16 protein-coding genes and 1 other annotated feature (1 of these 17 only partly in view) are annotated in these 18,807 nt (G+C 46.0%); of the genes, 11 read left to right on the top strand and 5 right to left on the bottom strand.

Going from position 1 to position 18,807, the window contains the following annotated elements; genetic code table 11:
* Positions 1 to 75: a binding site (T-box leader), on the top strand; it begins 141 nt to the left of the window's first position.
* A gap of 48 nt (positions 76 to 123) precedes the next feature.
* The 4 genes from pheS (at position 124) to AC0VYQ_RS11200 (ending at position 5,840) form a co-directional block, all read left to right on the top strand.
* Positions 124 to 1,146: a phenylalanine--tRNA ligase subunit alpha gene (gene pheS, locus AC0VYQ_RS11215; RefSeq protein WP_029331121.1), complete on the top strand. Its 1,023-nt coding sequence runs from the start codon at positions 124 to 126 to the stop codon at positions 1,144 to 1,146.
* A gap of 12 nt (positions 1,147 to 1,158) precedes the next feature.
* The gene (gene pheT, locus AC0VYQ_RS11210; RefSeq protein WP_475403576.1) at positions 1,159 to 3,555 is read left to right on the top strand and encodes a phenylalanine--tRNA ligase subunit beta; all 2,397 of its coding nucleotides are present in this window, start codon (positions 1,159 to 1,161) and stop codon (positions 3,553 to 3,555) included.
* 163 nt (positions 3,556 to 3,718) lie between these two features.
* Positions 3,719 to 5,131: an ABC transporter permease gene (locus AC0VYQ_RS11205; protein WP_475403575.1), complete on the top strand. Its 1,413-nt coding sequence runs from the start codon at positions 3,719 to 3,721 to the stop codon at positions 5,129 to 5,131.
* Between the two features lie 4 nt (positions 5,132 to 5,135).
* Complete coding sequence (locus AC0VYQ_RS11200; protein WP_215193119.1) at positions 5,136 to 5,840, top strand: ABC transporter ATP-binding protein; 705 nt, start codon at positions 5,136 to 5,138, stop codon at positions 5,838 to 5,840.
* 50 nt (positions 5,841 to 5,890) lie between these two features.
* On the opposite strand, the gene AC0VYQ_RS11195 is transcribed toward AC0VYQ_RS11200, so the two are convergent.
* The 4 genes from AC0VYQ_RS11195 to AC0VYQ_RS11180 form a co-directional block, all read right to left on the bottom strand.
* On the bottom strand, positions 5,891 to 7,072 hold the full coding sequence (locus AC0VYQ_RS11195; RefSeq protein ID WP_475403574.1) for an MFS transporter: 1,182 nt from the start codon (positions 7,070 to 7,072) through the stop codon (positions 5,891 to 5,893).
* A complete protein-coding gene (locus AC0VYQ_RS11190) occupies positions 7,069 to 7,506 on the bottom strand; it encodes a MarR family winged helix-turn-helix transcriptional regulator (RefSeq protein WP_475403573.1) in 438 nt (145 codons plus the stop codon). Before AC0VYQ_RS11190 ends, AC0VYQ_RS11195 begins: the two co-directional genes overlap by 4 nt.
* A 78-nt stretch (positions 7,507 to 7,584) precedes the next feature.
* Positions 7,585 to 8,970: a sensor histidine kinase gene (locus AC0VYQ_RS11185; RefSeq protein WP_475403572.1), complete on the bottom strand. Its 1,386-nt coding sequence runs from the start codon at positions 8,968 to 8,970 to the stop codon at positions 7,585 to 7,587.
* A complete protein-coding gene (locus AC0VYQ_RS11180; RefSeq protein ID WP_088837582.1) occupies positions 8,954 to 9,616 on the bottom strand; it encodes a response regulator transcription factor in 663 nt (220 codons plus the stop codon). The genes AC0VYQ_RS11185 and AC0VYQ_RS11180 overlap by 17 nt, the downstream gene beginning before the upstream one ends.
* 133 nt (positions 9,617 to 9,749) lie before the next feature.
* Between AC0VYQ_RS11180 and AC0VYQ_RS11175 the strand changes: the two genes are divergently transcribed.
* Positions 9,750 to 11,219, top strand: coding sequence for a UDP-N-acetylmuramoyl-L-alanyl-D-glutamate--2,6-diaminopimelate ligase (locus AC0VYQ_RS11175; RefSeq protein WP_088837581.1), 1,470 nt, complete (start codon positions 9,750 to 9,752; stop codon positions 11,217 to 11,219).
* Between the two features lie 14 nt (positions 11,220 to 11,233).
* On the opposite strand, the gene rnhC is transcribed toward AC0VYQ_RS11175, so the two are convergent.
* Positions 11,234 to 12,160, bottom strand: coding sequence for a ribonuclease HIII (gene rnhC / locus AC0VYQ_RS11170; protein WP_088837580.1), 927 nt, complete (start codon positions 12,158 to 12,160; stop codon positions 11,234 to 11,236).
* Between the two features lie 120 nt (positions 12,161 to 12,280).
* Here rnhC and zapA point away from each other — a divergent pair, with 120 nt between their 5' ends.
* The 6 genes from zapA (at position 12,281) to AC0VYQ_RS11140 (ending at position 18,697) form a co-directional block, all read left to right on the top strand.
* The gene (gene zapA, locus AC0VYQ_RS11165; protein ID WP_012371043.1) at positions 12,281 to 12,517 is read left to right on the top strand and encodes a cell division protein ZapA; all 237 of its coding nucleotides are present in this window, start codon (positions 12,281 to 12,283) and stop codon (positions 12,515 to 12,517) included.
* A 3-nt stretch (positions 12,518 to 12,520) separates the two neighbouring features.
* Positions 12,521 to 13,069, top strand: a complete 549-nt coding sequence (locus AC0VYQ_RS11160; RefSeq protein WP_088837579.1) for a CvpA family protein — start codon at positions 12,521 to 12,523, stop codon at positions 13,067 to 13,069.
* A 45-nt stretch (positions 13,070 to 13,114) separates the two neighbouring features.
* Entirely contained in the window at positions 13,115 to 14,830 is a 1,716-nt protein-coding gene (polX, locus tag AC0VYQ_RS11155; RefSeq protein WP_475403571.1) for a DNA polymerase/3'-5' exonuclease PolX, read from the top strand.
* Positions 14,831 to 17,197 (top strand): endonuclease MutS2, encoded by a 2,367-nt coding sequence (locus AC0VYQ_RS11150; RefSeq protein ID WP_475403570.1) that lies wholly within the window; start codon positions 14,831 to 14,833, stop codon positions 17,195 to 17,197. It begins immediately after the preceding gene.
* A 10-nt stretch (positions 17,198 to 17,207) separates the two neighbouring features.
* The gene (locus AC0VYQ_RS11145; RefSeq protein ID WP_029331108.1) at positions 17,208 to 17,615 is read left to right on the top strand and encodes a DUF350 domain-containing protein; all 408 of its coding nucleotides are present in this window, start codon (positions 17,208 to 17,210) and stop codon (positions 17,613 to 17,615) included.
* A gap of 188 nt (positions 17,616 to 17,803) precedes the next feature.
* Complete coding sequence (locus AC0VYQ_RS11140) at positions 17,804 to 18,697, top strand: YitT family protein (RefSeq protein ID WP_034800851.1); 894 nt, start codon at positions 17,804 to 17,806, stop codon at positions 18,695 to 18,697.
* The last annotated feature ends 110 nt before the right edge of the window (positions 18,698 to 18,807 follow it).

The following is an 18,807-nucleotide window of genomic DNA, read 5'->3' as shown; positions in this document are numbered from 1 at the left end:
ATCGCGCTACTTGAGGACTTGATGGATTCAAGTCGAACAAGGGTGGTACCACGATTGAATTAAATCGTCCCTTCGGCATTTGCTGAAGGGGCGTTTTTTATTTGAAAAAAAGGAGTGACGAGCATGCGGGAACAATTAGAGGCACTTCGCGACGAAGCGCTACAACTCGTGAATCAAGCCAGTACACAAAAAGAATTAAATGATGTCCGTGTCAAATATCTCGGAAAAAAAGGTCCGATCACAGAAGTATTACGTGGAATGGGAAAATTATCAGCAGAAGAACGTCCGGTCGTCGGTGAAATCGCAAATGCGGTTCGTGGTGTCATCCAAACAGAACTCGAGCAACGTTTAGTAGACGTCAAGCAACAAGAGATGGACGCAAAACTAGCGCTTGAAGCGATTGACGTGACACTTCCGGGTCGTCCCAAAAAAGTCGGACAAGCGCATTTGCTTCAACAAGTCACGGACGAAATCGAGGACATCTTTGTTGGACTCGGTTATACGATTGCAGAAGGACCTGAAGTCGAACAAGATTTGTTTAACTTCGAAATGTTGAATCTGCCGAAAGATCATCCGGCACGCGATATGCAAGATTCATTTTATATCACGGATGAAATTTTGATGCGGACCCATACGTCACCTGTCCAAGCGCGGACGATGCTCGCTTCGAAAGGTGAACCGATTCGGATTCTTTGCCCAGGGAAAGTTTATCGTCGCGATGAAGACGATGCGACGCACTCACACCAATTCATGCAAGTGGAAGGACTCGTTGTCGGGGAGTCGATTTCAATGGCAGACTTAAAAGGCACGCTCGAAGCATTCGTGAAGCAAATGTTTGGGGAGGCACGTGAAATCCGGTTACGCCCTAGCTTCTTCCCGTTCACAGAACCATCCGTCGAAGTCGACGTCTCGTGTTTTAAATGTGGTGGAAAAGGGTGCAATATCTGTAAACAAACAGGCTGGATTGAAATTTTAGGTGCCGGTATGGTTCATCCGCACGTCCTTGAGATGGCAGAATATGATAGTACGAAAATGTCTGGATTTGCCTTCGGGATGGGGATTGAGCGAATCGCCATGTTGAAATATGGGGTCGATGATATTCGCCACTTCTATACGAATGACGTTCGCTTCAGCGAACAGTTTTAAGGGGGAAAACAGATGTTAGTCTCAAAACAATGGTTACAGCAGTTCGTTGACGTCAGCCAGAAAACCGGTGAGGAACTGGCGGACTTAATTACGAAGAGTGGGATCGAAGTCGAGGGCGTCGAAGTCCGTGACGCCGATTTGAACAATATCGTCGTCGGTCATGTATTAACAAAAGAAAAGCATCCTGAAGCGGATAAGCTAAACGTCACGACGGTTGATATCGGACAAGAAGAACCGGTACAAATCGTGTGTGGTGCACCAAACATTGAAGCAGGACAAGATGTCATCGTTGCCCGTGTCGGAGCACGCCTTCCGGGCATTAAAATTAAGCGAGCTAAACTGCGTGGAGTCGTTTCTGAAGGCATGATTTGTTCACTTGAAGAACTTGGCTTTGAGAAAAAGTATATTCGTGAAGATGAGCAAGCTGGAATTCATACATTCCGTGAGCCGGTCACACCGGGGCAAGACGTCTTAGAACTACTTGGTCTGCATGACGAAGTATTAGAACTCGGTTTGACACCGAACCGTTCTGATTGCCTAAGCATGTACGGTGTGGCGCATGAAGTAGCAGGTATCTTAAATACGACGGCTGTTTTCCCGGCAATCGACGTGACGGAAGATGAAGAAAAAACGAAACTTGCTGTCACACTTGAGTCGGAGGAGTGCCCGTTTTACGCGGCGCGTGAAATCCAACATGTCGTCATCGGTGAGTCACCATTGTGGCTCAAAAACCGCTTGATTGCGAACGGGATTCGTCCAATCAACAATGTCGTCGACGTGACGAACTTCGTCTTACTTGAAACAGGACAACCGCTTCATTCATTCGATGCTGAAAAACTTGGGCAGCAAATCGTCGTTCGTCAAGCGAAAACGGGAGAGTCCTTCCAAACACTTGACGAAGTCGAACGGACACTCGATCCGTCGATGCTCGTCATCACAGATGGCGAAAAGCCCGTCGCACTTGCAGGTGTCATGGGTGGTGCAAATACAGAAGTCGACGCAACAACGACGTCAATCATCCTCGAATCGGCTTATTTCGCACCGACATCTGTCCGGAAGACGAGTCGTGTCCTTGGACTACGCTCGGACTCCAGTTCACGTTTTGAAAAAGGAGTCGACCCACGTCGTGTCTTGTTAGCACTCGACCGGGCAGCGGCATTAATTGCTGAACTTGCTGGTGGAACAGTCCTTGCTGGAACGGTCCAAGCAGGTACACTTCAACTCGATGATCACTTAATCGAAGCGAGTGTCTCGTATATCAATCATCGTCTCGGAATGGAAATCGAAGGTACGGTCATGAAAGAGTTATTAGAACGCCTTGGACTCGAAGTCGAGTTATCAGGAGATGCACTAACAGTCAGTGTACCGACACGTCGCCAAGACTTGATGATTCCGGCTGATATCGCGGAAGAAGTCGCACGACTCTATGGGTATGATGCATTGACATCGAGCTTACCGCAAGAAGCGAGCCGCGGTTTCTTGCCGAAACGGAATCAACATCGCCGTCAAATCCGTCGTCTCTTACAGGGTGCCGGTTTATCGCAAGCCATCACGTACTCACTGACGAGTGAACAACGTGCGATGCAATTCAATGAACAAACAGATCTCCATCCCGTTAAGTTGGCGATGCCGATCAGCGAAGCACGTTCGACACTTCGGACATCATTGATTCCAGGGTTACTCGAAGTCGCGCAACACAATGTCGCACGTCAACATGCAGATCTCGCTTACTACGAACTGGGGAGCGTTTACCTCCAGCGTGATGCGTCACTTGAGACGTTGCCGATCGAACAAGAACTGGTCGCCGGAGTCGCTGTCGGACTAGCGGAACAACACCGTGCGCATAGCACAATGGTCAAAACGGATTTCTTCGTTGTCAAAGGAATCGTCGAAACGTTAGCAGAGGCACTCAATGTCACGTTGACATACGAAGCGGCGGTCATCGATTCGATGCATCCAGGTCGGACGGCACGTGTGTTGATGGACGGTGAAGCGATTGGGTTCGTCGGACAAGTGCATCCAGCACTCTCGAAAGAGCAGTATGGCTTAAAAGAAGTCTACGTCTTTGAACTCGATGCCATGAAACTTCACTCGAAAGAGCCGGTCGTCTATCAAGAGATGTCCCGTTTCCCATCGATGACGCGTGACATCGCGATTGTCCTCAATCAATCGGTCACAGCAAGCGAAGTGGAGCAAGTGATCATGCAAGCAGCAGGTCCGCTTTTACAACATGTTACATTATTTGATGTCTACACGGGCGATAACGTCGGTGAAAACAAAAAATCATTCGCCTTCTCGCTCCGTTATCAAAATAAGGAACGGACTTTGGTCGATGAAGAAGTCACAGCAGCACACGAACATGTCGTATCGGCTTTAACAAAAGCGTTCGACGCAGAACTTCGTGCGTAACCGGTCAATCGAATCACATGAGTTAAAACGAGGATGACGTCACTGTCATTCTCGTTTTTTTGCGTTTCGGCAGTTTCTTCGTTCAAGATACAGTCGAACTACAGCTAGACTACAGATACGTTGCATAAGATGAGCTTAGAAGATTAAAGGAGGAACACGAAAAATGAATTTTTTGAAGCGGGCAGGAAAAAGTATTGTAGCGCGAAAGGGAAAGACGATGATCATGTTGATTATTTTGACGGTAATCGGATCACTCGTACTGTCAGGATTCGCGATTCAGAATGCTGCTAAATCGGCGGGAGAAGAGGCGAGAAAAGAGTTAGGGGCGACAGTGACACTACAAATCGATCGACAAAAGCAAATGCAGGAACGACAAGCGTCAGGTGAACGTGGACGACCAGAAGAAGTAGCGATTGATACGACGGATGTTGAAGCAATCGAACAACTAGATGAAGTCAAGTCCGTCAACTACCTGGCACAAACGACGGCGACATCGAGTGATCTCACACCGATTGAGAGTGAATCAACGAACTCAGGTGGTGGGCGAGGGGGAGAGATGCCTGAAGGGATGACGGTGCCAGATTTCTCTTTAAATGGTGTGACGAACATGGAACTACTTGATACATACACGAACGGTACGTTGAAAATCGTGGATGGAGAAGCATTGACTACCGATGCTAAAGAAAAAAGTGTCGTCATCGATGAAAACTTAGCGACTGAAAATGATCTCAAAGTCGGGGATACGTTTAAGCTGACATCGACAACGACCGAAAATTCCGTAACAGTGACGATCATTGGGTTATCGGCATCGACGGAAGCGACATCCGATGCGAATTTCCGAGCGGCAGGCTTCATGGACCCGATGAACCAGATGTACATTGCAAATGATACACTCGCGAGCTTCTCGACTGAAGAAGGAACGGTCAGTGTATCGAGTGTCGTCTACGCGCTAGAAGATCCATCTGAAATCAATACGTTCAAAAAAGAAGCGATGGCTGTCTCACCACTCGACTGGGATACGTTCACACTGGATGCGAATGATGCTGCTTATCAAAAAATGGTTGGACCGATTGAACAAGTCGCGTCCTTCTCAAAATCTGTCGTCTATCTTGTTAGTATCGCAGGTGGTTTGATTTTAGCGCTGTTGATTTTATTATCCGTCCGGGAACGTCGAAAAGAAATGGGTATTTTACTGGCGATGGGTGAAAAACGCTCGAAATTAATGGGGCAATTACTAATTGAAACGTTTGCGATTGCGGCAATTGCTTTCCTTGTCACGTATGCGACAGGTGGCATGACATCACAATTCATGACAGATCAACTTTTGAACCGCGAGGTGACGGAAGCGGCTAGTTCGGTCGCAACGCAGACTGGTTTTGGTGGTCAGGGTGGACGCGGCGGACAACAAGTGTTAGATAGCATTCCACAAATTACAGAGATGACAACGAAGATTGATTGGACGACGTTACTTCAAGTCATCGAAATTGGAAGTCTAATCGTCTTTTTATCTGTCTTGTTACCTTCACTTGCCTTACTACGGATGAATCCAAAAGAAATTCTATTACGGGAGGATTAATACTATGACGACTTTAGAAATGACGAACGTCACCTATGCCTATACATCAGGAAGCAAGCAACAACGGATCTTGAACGATGTCTCGATGCAGTTCGAGGCCGGACGGTTTTATGCAATTCTCGGTGAATCAGGTTCCGGGAAAACGACGGCTCTCAGTCTGTTGAGTGGACTTGATTCACCGACAGAAGGACAGATTACGTATCAAGGTCGCGATATTCGAAAAATCGGATTGACGACGTATCGTTCACGACATGCTGCGACCGTTTTTCAATCGTTTAATTTATTGACGTATATGAACGCATTGGATAACGTGATTGTCGCACTCGAATTGAGTGGACAACGCATAAAAGGAAAAAAGAAACATGCCCAAAATCTCCTTGAACAGGTCGGAATCGACGAAGCCCATGCGACAAAAAATGTACTGCAGTTGAGTGGTGGTCAACAGCAACGTGTCGCCATCGCACGTGCCCTTGCGACGGAAGCCCCAATCATTCTTGCAGATGAGCCGACGGGAGCGCTCGATGAAAAAACTGCGACGGACATCATTCGGCTATTTCAAGAACTTGCTCACCGTTCTAACCGTTGCATCATCGCGGTGACGCACTCTGCGGAAGTCGCCCGCGCTGCCGATCACATCATTGAGTTGAAGAAACAGCGTTTTATAGAGAAGAAACGTGTTACAGAAGACGAGGTCGTTCCTGCACGTTGATCCGGAAAAGCTCTCGCGTCTTTAGACGGGAGAGCTTTTCCTTGAGCGCTTTAAGAAGCAATATTTTGTTTAGTTGAAAGCAACGTTGATCGACGGAAATAACCGTATAAGAGTCCACTACTGACGACGATGAGGCTACACATCAAAAACATGTTCGAGTAACCCACTTTCGCGGCAATACCTGACAAAAGAAAAGCACCGATTCCGAACCCGCTATCGTAAGCGAGAAAGAATGTCGAAATCGCCTTGCCTTTTTGTGCGGGAGCCGCATAGGTCAACATGACGGTTTGTAACCCTGGGAAAATCGAAGCGGAACCAATTCCGATGATGAGGGCGGCGAACAATAATCCGGGAAGTGTCGGGAACAGTCCGAGTACTAAAAAACCGACGGCGTATAGAACATACGATGGCACCAATACAGAGGCTGGTCCACGTCGATCAAACCGCTTACCGGCAAAAGGACGAATGGCAACCATGCCGAGTGCAGCAAGACCATAAAAGTAAGAGGCATAAGTGACATGGTCCATCGCATCTGCATACAGCGAAATGAACGCGGATGTACTTGAAATCGCAATACCAGCAAGAACAGTTGCAAGAAGCAAGACAGGACTTGATAAGAATAACGACTGCCGTAAACGAAATGGTGCGGAACTCGTAACGTGACTACTCGTTAATGGTAAACGCCAGATGAAACTAAACGAACAAATCGCAAGCAGGGCAATCGTTACGAAGTACCAGACGAGCGCATCGTGTGCAATCAACGTCAATCCGATGACCGGTCCGAGAACGGAAGCAAGGTTCATCGAGAGGACGAAATAGCCCATCCCTTCCCCTTGACGAGGTGTTGGAATCAGCGTGGTTACGCTTAGGCTTAGTGAAGAAGAAATCATTCCGAAACTAAACCCGTGTAAGACACGAATGATCAATAATAGGCTGAATGATTCGAGCGGTAAGACGATGAGATATAAGCAACTGACAATCATGAAAAATGTAGCGGACAACAGTAACATTCGTTTGAGCTCATAACGATCGAGCCAATTTCCGATTAAAGGACGTGAACAAACCGTTGCTAAAATGAATGCCGTTACGACCCAACCGAGCGAACTTTGAGAAACATTGAACTGTTGTGCGGCCAGTAAAGGTAAGGAAGCATTCAGTAAATAAAAGGTGATGAACAACAGTAGATTGACGACGAGTGTCGTTACATAGTGACGGTGGAATAAACGATTCAAGAAGATTCCTCCTGTTCGACAGGACGGTGGGTCGCCAGCAGACGGGTCATCAAAATCTCTAAAGAATGTTGTTCTTCTTTTGATAGTTCACCTAGGAACAAGCGATGTGCTGCCTGGACTGCTTCATCGATTGCATTGAAAGCAGCTCTTGCCTGTGGTGTCAATTCAACAAGGCGTTGTCGTCCGACGGATTTCCGAGAGATGAAGCCTAGTTCTTCTAAGCGAACGACCGTTTTCGTGACAGCTGGTTTTTCGATGATTAAGTATTTCGAGAGGGTGATTTGCGACACCGGTTCAAGTAAGGAGACTGCTTTTAACAAGGCCCATTGACCAGTGTGCAAAGAATGTTGGGCAAGGACGGCGTCGATATCTCGTTTGACGAGCCGTGCCACTTTTGAAAGTTGACCAAGAATATCTTCTTGTTGGGATGACATTAAAAAACCTCCTTTAAGTTAACTAGTTAACTTAAAGGAGTATAACGAACGAAGTTAGTGTTTGGCAAGGAGGAAATCTTAAACGATTGATTTGAATCGTGCTGCGAATTGAACCTGATTGGGACTTCCTTGAAGAGTAGCATCGATGTCTAGTCGTTCCATGATTTGATGAACGAGATAAAGTCCGAGCCCGCTGCCACCATGCATACGATTTCGGGATTGCTCAGAGCGTTCGAGAGGATTAAACCAGGCAGCGGTCTCACTCGAATCTTGGGTCGTCGGGAAATTTGTAATGCGCAACGTCAACTCGTCTCCTTTTTCGAACTCGATTTGAATCGTTCCATTAACAGCGGTATAGGAAATCGCATTCATCAAGAGATTATGGAGTGCCCGTTCAAGTAACTGGGCATCGGTTTGAACAGTCAACTCGTTTTCTATGAGGACGATGTCGAGGTTGCGATCGACAATTAACTGATCGAACTGTTGCAATTGATGCTTGATTAATGTGAGCGGATTAATTGGTGTGAGTTGAAGATTCATTTGCTCAACACGAGCGACTTCTAACAATTCGGCAATGAGTCGCTCCATATCTTCGATGACGTGCCCCGCCCGAGCTAGATAATGATCCCGGTCACGATAGGCACCGAGGTTTAACAGCATTCCTTCAATTTGACCTTTCACAATGGTGACGGGTGTTTTGAGTTCATGTGAGATGGCGAGGAATAATTGACGACGTTCCGCATCGCGCTTACGGTCTTTTTCGGACTCGAACCGCAATTGTTCGTTGGATGTTTGAAGCGACTCCATCGTGACTTCAAGTTTAGTCGCCAATTGGTTAATGTTTCGTGACAAATCACCCAGTTCATCGGCAGAAGTATGATGGGTTCGGACGGAAAAATTCAAGTTCGCCAGTTCTTTTGTTGCTTGATTAATTGTTAAGAGTGGGCGTGAGATGATGCGCGAATACAGATAGGCGGCAAGACCTGCTAGCAGAAGCAAGGGTAAGACGATATAGGGCGCTAATTTTAAAATAACGCTTTTCACTTCATCGATTGGCTGAATCATCTGATCGACATCTAAAATGACAGTTTGGTCTACTAATTGAAGCGGAATTGAATCTTGAATCATTCCAGCAGGAGAAGTATTGGCAGTTCGTCGAACCGGTCCACGTCCAAAACCAGGTGCGTATAACAATTGATCTTCTTCCGTCCATAAGGAAAAACGAATCCCTTTTGCCGTTAACTGATCGAGCAACGGAAGGAGATTTTCGCTCGAGAGATGAGTGCTCTCTTCTTGAAGAGAAGCCATCGTCGCGTGAAATTGCTCTTCCCGATAACTTTGATAATAAGAAGGTAATGTCGCATATAAAAAACCAATCGTCGAAAGAACTGCCACAATCAACAAACTCATCGTCAGGAAAAAAAGTTTTCCCGTGATGCGTGGACGTTTAATTAGTCGCTTCAAGTTTATAGCCGACCCCTTTCACGGTTTGAATGTAAGGTAAATCAATTTTTTTACGTAAATTTTTAATATGTGTATCTAAAAAACGTGTATCTCCTAATGCATCGAATCCCCAAAGTTGTTGAATCAACTGTTCGCGCTCTAAGACTCGTCCAGGATTTTCAAGTAATAAATGAAGGATTTGAAATTCCTTGAGGGTCAACGTCGTTTGAATTCCTGAAATTAAAACGTTATAGCTTGACGGAAATAGGGTAATCTCTCGAAAAGAGAGTTGTTCTTCAGAGTTCGTTTGGATTCGTCTGATGATTGCTTCAATTCTTCGTAGTAAAATCCGAAGTGAGAAGGGTTTGGCGATGTAATCATCGATTCCAAGGTCAAATCCCTTCACTTGATTTTCCTCATCCTGCAAGGCCGTCAAAAAAATAATTGGTGTTTGTGATTGCTTTCGAATGTTGCGTGCGACTTCAAAACCATCAAAATAGGGCATCATGATATCTAAAATGATTAAATCGAATGAATCGGACTGATATAACTTTAATGCCTCCATCCCATTTGTGGCACAGGAAACATTATATCCACTTGATTCAAGTAATTCCGTAAGCAGTTCACGAATGTCGAATTCATCTTCTGCTATTAATATATGTGTCATAGTTCTCACCTCAACTTTAGTTGTAGCATACTTACCTGAAGTTTAACTGAAGATTACTGGAAGACTGTTTAGAAAATGCTAGAATGGATCAAAATCAAATTCGGATTTTGAACATAGAAGGGAAGCGAACACCATGAATCATCAACACAAATTACTGTCAGACTTGCTTTCGCCTTTCCAGTTAACGACTGAAGAAAACCCAGTGATTACAAGCATTGAAACGGACTCACGTAAAGTGAAGCCGGGGAGCCTGTTCATCTGCATTCGTGGTTATACGGTAGATGGGCATCAATATGTACAAGAAGCAAAAGATAACGGAGCGGTTGCGATTCTTGCTGAAAAACAAGTCGGGGTAGTAGGGATTCCAACGATTCTCTTACCGGATACGAAACAAGCAGCAGGAAAGATTGCTGATTTTTTTTATGACCATCCGAGTCAAAAGATGAGAGTCTACGGTATTACTGGAACAAATGGGAAAACGACGACGACGCAACTTTCCTACGACTTGTTTCGAGCTGCCGGAAGACGAACGGGAATGATCAGTACGGTAGGTGCTCTGATTGATGGGCAACGTTTTGAGACACCAAATACGACACCGGAAGCTGTCATCTTACATCGTTTATTACACGAAATGGTCAACAATGGCGTAACGGACTGCATGCTCGAAGTATCGTCACATGCGTTAGTTGAGGGACGTGTAGAAGGTGTATCCTTCCACGCAGCGGCGTTCACGAACCTTTCACATGACCACCTGGATTATCATCAATCGATGGAAGAGTATGCGGAAGCGAAAGGCATGTTGTTTCAACAAGTAGCGAGGAATGACGGGAAGGGACTCGTCTTAAATGAGGAAGATGCGGCGAGTCACGTCATGGAGCGGGCCGGGGCAAATGTTCCTGTCACGTGGTATTCGACAAAGATAGAATCGGAAGCATCAATTGTAGTCGAGTGGCGAGAGGAATCTGTAAATGTTCGAATTGACGGAACGACTACTGAAGTCCCGATCGCGCTACTCGGAAACTTTAATGCGGCCAATTTAGCAGCCGCGATCGGATTGATGAAAACAGGCGAGGTCAACATGTATGAATTAATTCGACATATCCCGTCGCTTCGTTTACCCAAAGGGCGACTCGAGCGGCTATCGTTTGAAGGAACGGAAATTTATATCGATTATGCGCACACTCCAGACGGGTTAAGAAAATGTTTAGAAGCGCTATCCGTTTCGAATGAGGCATTATACGTCGTATTAAGTGCAGCAGGTGAACGTGACCGGACGAAACGTCAGGAAATGGGACGAATTGCGGCACAATATTGTGCAGGAATTATCGTCACGGTTCACGATACGAGACGAGAAGATCCAAGACAAATTATTGATGAACTGAGCGTGGATATTTCGTCTGATAAAATCATTTCTTGTCACGTAGATCGAAAAAATGCCTTGCTCGCGGCAGCTGAAATTGCGCTCGAAGGAAAACGCGTTGTGATTGTCGGAAAAGGACACGAAGAAATCGAGCGAATCGGGACTGAAGGTGTCCCGTTCAATGAAACGAAAATTCTTCTCGCGGAGTTAGGGCGTTTGAAAGGAAAAGAGTCAGCCATTTAAAAACCGACCACTCCTTAGGATGATGGTCGGTTTCGTTTTTCAGCTAATTGTGTCGCTTTTTTTGTATTAGCAAAATGAAATTTTGTCCAGTTCTTTAATTGGTCTGGACCGTGTTTCAATAAAAGTGACGCAGCGACTTGATCGACCTTTGCACCTGCACCTTTTGGAATTTCTGTACCCGCTTGTTGACTGAGTACATCCATCTCTTTCAAAAAGATCGCGCGGGCGAGGATGGACGCTGCTGCGACAGCGACATGAAGTCCTTCTGCTTTCGTCGAAAAATAGACGTTCTCTTTAACTTGGTTTACTTCACCAGACAAGTGTTTATAATAGGTCGCTTTTTCTGCGAACTGATCGATTAGAATCGCTTTTGGAGTGGCTTCGAGCTTTTCGAGCAGACCACCAAGCGCTGAATTGTGTAGAAGTGCCGTCATCTTTCCTTGTGTCATCGTACGCTGCATCCGATTGTAGTCTGGATTATGAAGGATTCGGAATTCGTACGGAATGACGGCATGAAGGTCGCGGGCAATCTTTCGGATTTCGATGTCCGAGACATTTTTGGAATCACGGACACCAAGTTCTTGGACGAGCTCGATTTGTTGTGCATCTACATAGGCGGCAACGACGACGAGCGGACCAAAGAAGTCTCCTTTCCCGACTTCATCACTACCGATGACTGACCAAGTCGAGAAGTCTCTCGGAAGCAGTCCACTCGCAGTAGAAGGGGCTTTCTTTAAGAGCGGGGCTCCGTAACGGGCAGAAATCGCCTCAGCTTCTGTGCCTTGGAACATTACTTTTCCTGAATTATAGATGGTGACGACACAGGTTTTCGTGCGTGCAGCAAAGCGGGCATATGGTGGCGATGTGATACGAGAAGCTTGAAAATCAGAAATAACGACTTCTTGTTTATCCTTTGGTAATTTTAAAACGACGGTTCCCATAAATAGATCATCCTTTCAGACAACAAGCATACCATCCTCTAGACCGATGGTGGACTTCTTTTCCTATTTCAAAAATGATGGTACTATATGAAAGAAGCAAAGTATGAGGAGGACAGAATAATGGCTGATTCAGAAGGGCTGAACCGGACGACGATTCATATCGCAGGTAATGATTATACGATTGTCGGGACGGAGTCGCCAGAACACGTACGTGAAGTGGGTCTCCTCGTCGATACAAAGATTCGGGAAATTCGAGACCAAGCACCACAACTCGACGTTCGTCAAATTGCCGTTTTAGCGGCTCTCAATATTGGTAGTGATTACGTAAAAATCAAAAAGAATTTGGGTGAACTTTAAACTATGATTACCTTTGTTATTTTATTATTTCTCGCATTAGGAACGATGACAGGTGTCCGTCGAGGCGTTGTCTTGCAAGCAGGACATTTACTGAGTCTGTTGATCTCGTTCATCGTGGCACTCTCGTTTTATGATGAGCTAGCTGCAAAATTTAAATTATGGGTTCCATATCCATCAACACTCGACGATGCTGGAATTGATTTAACGATGTTTTCAATTCCGAGCTCAATTGGGTTAGATGAAGTATTTTATAAAGCATTTTGGTTCATCGTTCTGTTTTTCGGGACAAAAATCATTTTATCAATGATTTTATCGATGTTTGATTCCTTGACGAACATTCCAGTGTTAAAACAAGTGAAAGGTTTACTCGGCGGTATATTTGGATTCATCGAGATGTATATTTTCGTGTTCTTGATTCTATTTTTGGCAGCCTTTGCGCCAGTCCAATCGATTCAAGATGCCATTGCGAATTCGAGCTTGGCGACATTCATGATTCAACATACACCGTTATTAGCGGAATGGCTCATGACGAAAGTCGGTTTGATAAAATAACGCGCTCCCGTTAACTGGGGGCTTTTTTTGAGGGGAGAATTGACGATGCGAACGACTCAAGATGCGATTCGACATTTAGAACGGATTTCCGTTTATCTCGAAGTAAAAGGTGAAAACCCATTTAAAATCAATGCCTTTCGTAAGGCGGCAAGTATATTAGAAGCGGCAGAACACGATTTCATGGACATTGAAGATTTCACAGCGATGAAAGGGATTGGCAAAGGAACAGCGGCGGTCCTTGAAGAATTCCGGACGACAGGCACGAGTACAGCACTCTCGGAACTGGAACAAGAAGTGCCAGAAGGTCTGATTGCGCTACTGAAGATTCCAGGTCTCGGAGGTAAGAAACTCGCAAAATTACATGATGTCGGTGTCATCGATGCAGATTCCTTTGCCGAAAAACTGGAGGATGGTACAGTCGAAGCGATGCCGGGATTCGGGAAAAAGACAGTCGAAAAATACGTGAAGGCACTCGAAACCTTTGAAACACGACCGGAACGTTTACCGTACGGTGTCATGCGAAAAATCGTAAGTGAACTCGAACAGACGCTAACGGCATTTGAAGGAATCATCCGATTCGCAGTTGGCGGAAGTTTCCGGCGGTCTGAAGAGACGTGCAAGGATCTTGATTTTATTTTGTCGACAGATCAAGCAGAAGTCGTCAAAGGACAATTACTCGAGCTTGAGCAAATCGATGAAATCATCGCGGCAGGTGAGACGAAAGTATCGGTCGTCTTAAAACGCGATACGAACTATATCGCAGTCGACTTCCGCTTAGTCGACGACGCAGCATTCGCCTCGACGTTACATCACTTCACAGGGTCGAAAGATCATAATGTTCGGATGCGGCAACTCGCAAAAGAACGTGGTGAGAGTATTTCGGAATACGGTGTCGAGACGAAAGACGGTTTGTTCCAGCCACAAACAGAGGATGAATTATTCGCACGGTATGACTTGCCGTTCATCCCACCAGAGTTACGTAGCGGGCGCCACGAGTTTGAACAAGATTTGACGCGACTGATTACGGAAAATGATATCCAGGCGGATGTCCATATGCATACGACGTGGTCGGACGGAACCTTATCAGTCGAAGAACTCGTCGATGCTTGTGTTGCGCGCGGTTACTCGTGGATGGCCATTACGGATCACAGCCAATACATGAAGTTCGTCAATGGATTGACGATAGATCGCTTACGCAAACAACGTGTTGAGATTGAAGCCGCGCGTAAGAAACATCCCGACATGACAATCTTATGTGGTGTCGAGATGGATATCTTGCCGGATGGATCACTTGATTATGAGGATGAGTTCTTGCAGGAAATGGACTACGTCATCGCCTCGATTCATTCGAAGTTTGATCAGACGGAAACTGAAATCATGCAACGGTTAGAAAATGCTTGTCGTAATCCTTATGTCTCACTCATTGCCCATCCGACAGGACGAATCATCGGTCGGCGCGAAGGTTATGCCGTCAATGTTGATCGCCTGATTGAACTGGCGGCAGAGACAGGGACAGCGCTTGAACTGAATGCGAACCCGGCACGTTTTGATTTAACGGCGGCTTCGCTCGCGAAAGCAAAGGCAGCGGGTGTTAAAATCATGATTAATACGGACACACACCGTCCAGAAATGTTAGAAGACATGAAACTTGGAGTCCTCCATGCACGTAAAGCATACTTGGAACCAACAGATGTCATCAATACGTGGACGGCGCAGGAGGCGCGTGCCTTCTTTGATCGAAAACGTTTAGGAGTGGATTAAATGAATGCTAACGCATTACGCGTCTTAGAATATGATAAATTGAAAGACTTACTCATCAAACAAACGGCTAGCTCGCTTGGAGCACAGTTCGTCAAAAATATGCAACCGTCAGAAGATTATGAACAAGTCAAAGCACTCTTAGCCGTGACGACGGAAGCGACGACGGTCTATCGTCTACGCGACCGTTATCCGTTCGGCGGTCTAACGGATGTGCGTAGTGAAGTCAAACGGTCTGAGATCGGTTCAATCCTCTCGACGAGTGAATTGTTGGCTGTAGCAGACGTCGTTTACTCCGGACGCCAAGTGAAAGCTTTTCAAGAACGGCTGCACGAGGACAATCCCGACTTACGATTGCCGGCACTCGACAGCCGAATCGAGCAAATTACGAAGCTCGTCGAAATCGAACAAGGGATTCGTCATGCGATTGATGACCAAGGCGTCGTCCAAGACTCTGCGAGTGACAAACTACGGTCGTTAAGAAGTCAGCTGCGCTCACTCGAAGGACAAGTCCGTTCGAAAATCGACGGTGTCTTACGCAGTAAATCGAAGATGTTGTCGGATGCCATCGTCACGATGCGAAACGACCGTTATTGTGTCCCGGTCAAACAAGAATACCGTCAAGCATTTGGCGGTATTGTTCACGATCAATCAGCGTCTGGTGCAACACTGTTCATCGAACCACAAGCCGTCGTTGCCGCAAATAACGAAATCCAAGAAGCGCGTCTCAAAGAACGTGCCGAAATCGAACGCATTTTAGCCCAGTTATCGGCACTTGTCGGTGCAGTCGGAGATTCGTTACGGATTAATCTCGATGTGTTGGCAGAACTCGATTTCATCATGGCGAAAGCGTTGTATGGTCATCAAATTCGTGCCGTCGAACCACGCTTGAATGAAGAGCGGCGAATCGTCTTAAAAGAAGCGCGCCATCCGTTCATTGCGGATGAAGATGTCGTCCCGATCACCGTTTCCTTAGGTGGCGAATTTACATCACTCGTCATCACTGGACCAAACACCGGTGGGAAAACCGTCACGTTGAAGACGATTGGTCTTCTACAACTGATGGTCCAGTCCGGATTATACGTGCCGGCAGCCGACGAAACGGAACTGAGTGTCTTTGACGCGATTTATGCAGATATCGGTGACGAACAATCGATTGAACAAAATCTCTCGACGTTTAGTTCACACATGACGAACATCGTCTCGATGATGGAGAAGATTGACTTCATGAGCCTCGTCCTATTTGATGAGCTCGGAGCAGGAACTGATCCGACGGAAGGGGCGGCACTCGCGATTGCGATTCTCGATGAAGTCAAGCGTCGCGGAGCACGTGTCGCCGCGACGACTCACTATTCGGAACTGAAAGCTTATGGTTATAATCGTGAAGGTGTCGTCAATGCCTCGATGGAATTTGATGTCGAATCACTCAGCCCGACCTATCGTTTACTGATTGGTGTCCCAGGTCGCTCGAATGCCTTTGAAATTTCGAAACGACTTGGCTTATCGGACATGGTGATTGAGGCAGCGCGTGGTCAAGTCGGAAGCGATGCTCAGTCTGTCGAAACGATGATTGGTCGACTCGAGGAAGCGAAACAACGTGCCGAATCGCTCGAGCAAGAACTACAACAAGAAAAAGAGCGACTGACATTAGAGCGCGAACAGTTCGAACAGGAACAAGCTGAAATTTTTGAGGAGAAAAATGAAATTTTAGCGAAAGCAGAAGAAAAAGCGACACGAGCCGTCGAACGCGCTCAAAAAGAGGCGGAGGCTGTTATCAAACGCCTGAAAGAACTCCGTGATGCAGGTGCCGTCAAGGAACATGAATTGATTGAAGCCCGCAAGCAGCTCGAACAAGCAAAACCAACCTTACAAGATCAGCGGATTGTGAAAGTAAAAGCGAAACATGATAAAACGCCGACGTTTGCTAAAGGTGAAGAAGTCAAAGTGACGACCTTCAATCAAAAAGGCTACATCATCAATCAAAACTCGAACGGCGACTACACGGTTCAAGTCGGTATCATGAAAGTCAACGTCAAGCCCGGTGATCTCGCTAAAATCGGAGCAGCCAAACCAACCCAGAAGACAACGAAACGGTCAGGAAGTTCAAGTATCACAAAACAATCGTCTCCGTCAGCCGAACTCGATTTACGCGGTGTACGGGTAGAAGAAGGTCTATCGAAACTGGAACGTTTCATGGATCAGGCGTTATTGTCGAACTATGATCATATCCGTGTCATTCATGGACTCGGGACGGGTGCGATGCGTCAAGGCGTGCAGGAATACTTGCGTGGCAACCGTCACGTGAAGACGTCTCGACTCGGTGGTCAAGGTGAAGGTGGACATGGCGTGACAATCATCGAATTGAAATGAGGAAACGCGAATGAACATCTTTGAAAACGTCTACGTCTATACGACGGCGCTCTATTCAGTTGCGGGTCTCTTAATTATCATGGGTCTTGCACTGTTTGAGTTGACAACACGGTATCGGAACTGGGAACATATCAAGAGTGGAAACATCGCTGTTGCTCTAGCGACAGGCGGAAAAATCATCGGACTCGCAAACATCGTTCATTTCGCTGTCCAAAGTGAAGAACGTGTCGGGGCAATTTTTTTAGAGAGTGCCTTTGGATTTTTATTGTTAATCTCGACCTATTGGATTTTTGAGTTCTTGACACCTAATCTCCCAGTAGACCGAGAAATCGAAAAAGGAAACATCGCAGTCGGTATCATTGCGTGTGCTCTCTCGATTGGGATGTCATTCGTCATCGGTTCTGCGTTAGTGGGGTGAGCTTGTGTTAGAACGGTTAGCAAAAATTATGTTTGGTGTCTCGATTGCTTTTTTAGTCGTCGGATTGTTATGGATCTTTATGAATTAAAAGAACTGGCTTTGCTAAGTGATCATTCCGTACTGAACTTCATTCAGTGCGGAATTTTTATGGAGTGAGGACTACTTTTCATATGAAGGAGGAACATTGAATGAATGTCAGAAAAACAACAACAAATGAAACGAGACGACGTGCATTCGAAGCCATGCAAGCCATCTCGTGGAAGGATATTTTTTGGATTATCGTTGGTTCCGCCATTTTATCATTTGGCGTCAATTACTTTACGATACCGAATGATTTATCTGAAGGTGGATTAATTGGGATTACGGTCATCTTCTATTACCTGTATGGCTGGGATCCGGGACTTGTTTCGCTCCTTGCGAACGCTATTCTCTTCATCATCGGCTACCGTTTCTTAAGTCGGAAAACGATGATTTACTCGGTCATCTCGGTTGCGGTGACATCCTTCGTCCTCTCGACGACGGCATCATTCACGACTTCGTCAGATAATCGTCTGATCGGGACGGTTTACGCAGGAATTTTGATCGGGGTCGGAATCGGTCTTGTTATCCGCGCAGGGGGGACGACAGGTGGTGGTGTCATCATCGCCCGTCTGATGAATAAATATTTGAACCTCGGGATTGCAGTCTCGATGTTTATCATCGATGTCATCGTTGTCGGAGCGTCCGGGTTCTTATTCGGTGAAGAAACGATGCTGTATACATTGATTGCAATCATCATCGGCTCTTATTTGATTGATCTCGTCAGCGAAGGCCTGAATGTTCGAGAAGCGGTCACAATCATTAGTCACCGTCAAGAAGAGATTGCGACTGTGCTGACGGAAACACTCGGAAGAAGTGCGACTGTCATCCATAGTCATGGTCATTTTACGAAACAAAAAAATGACATGCTCTATATGATTGTCGATAAACGCCAACTCGCGCCACTAAAACAAATTGTCGAAGCAGCAGACCCACGAGCTTTCGTCGTCATTCATAAAGTACGTGAAGTCATCGGAGAAGGATTTACGTATCCTTCACGATAAGATGAAGCGAGGTCAGACTAAAATTAAATGTTATGTTCCAAGCCTATTGTTCATATGTTGTGAACGGTAGGCTTTTTTTGATGAAGTCCTTAATCATAAGAAAACCCGTT

The organism is Exiguobacterium sp. QJM3NY_9, assembly GCF_056173545.1.
This window is presented reverse-complemented; position numbering and strand designations above follow the sequence as displayed.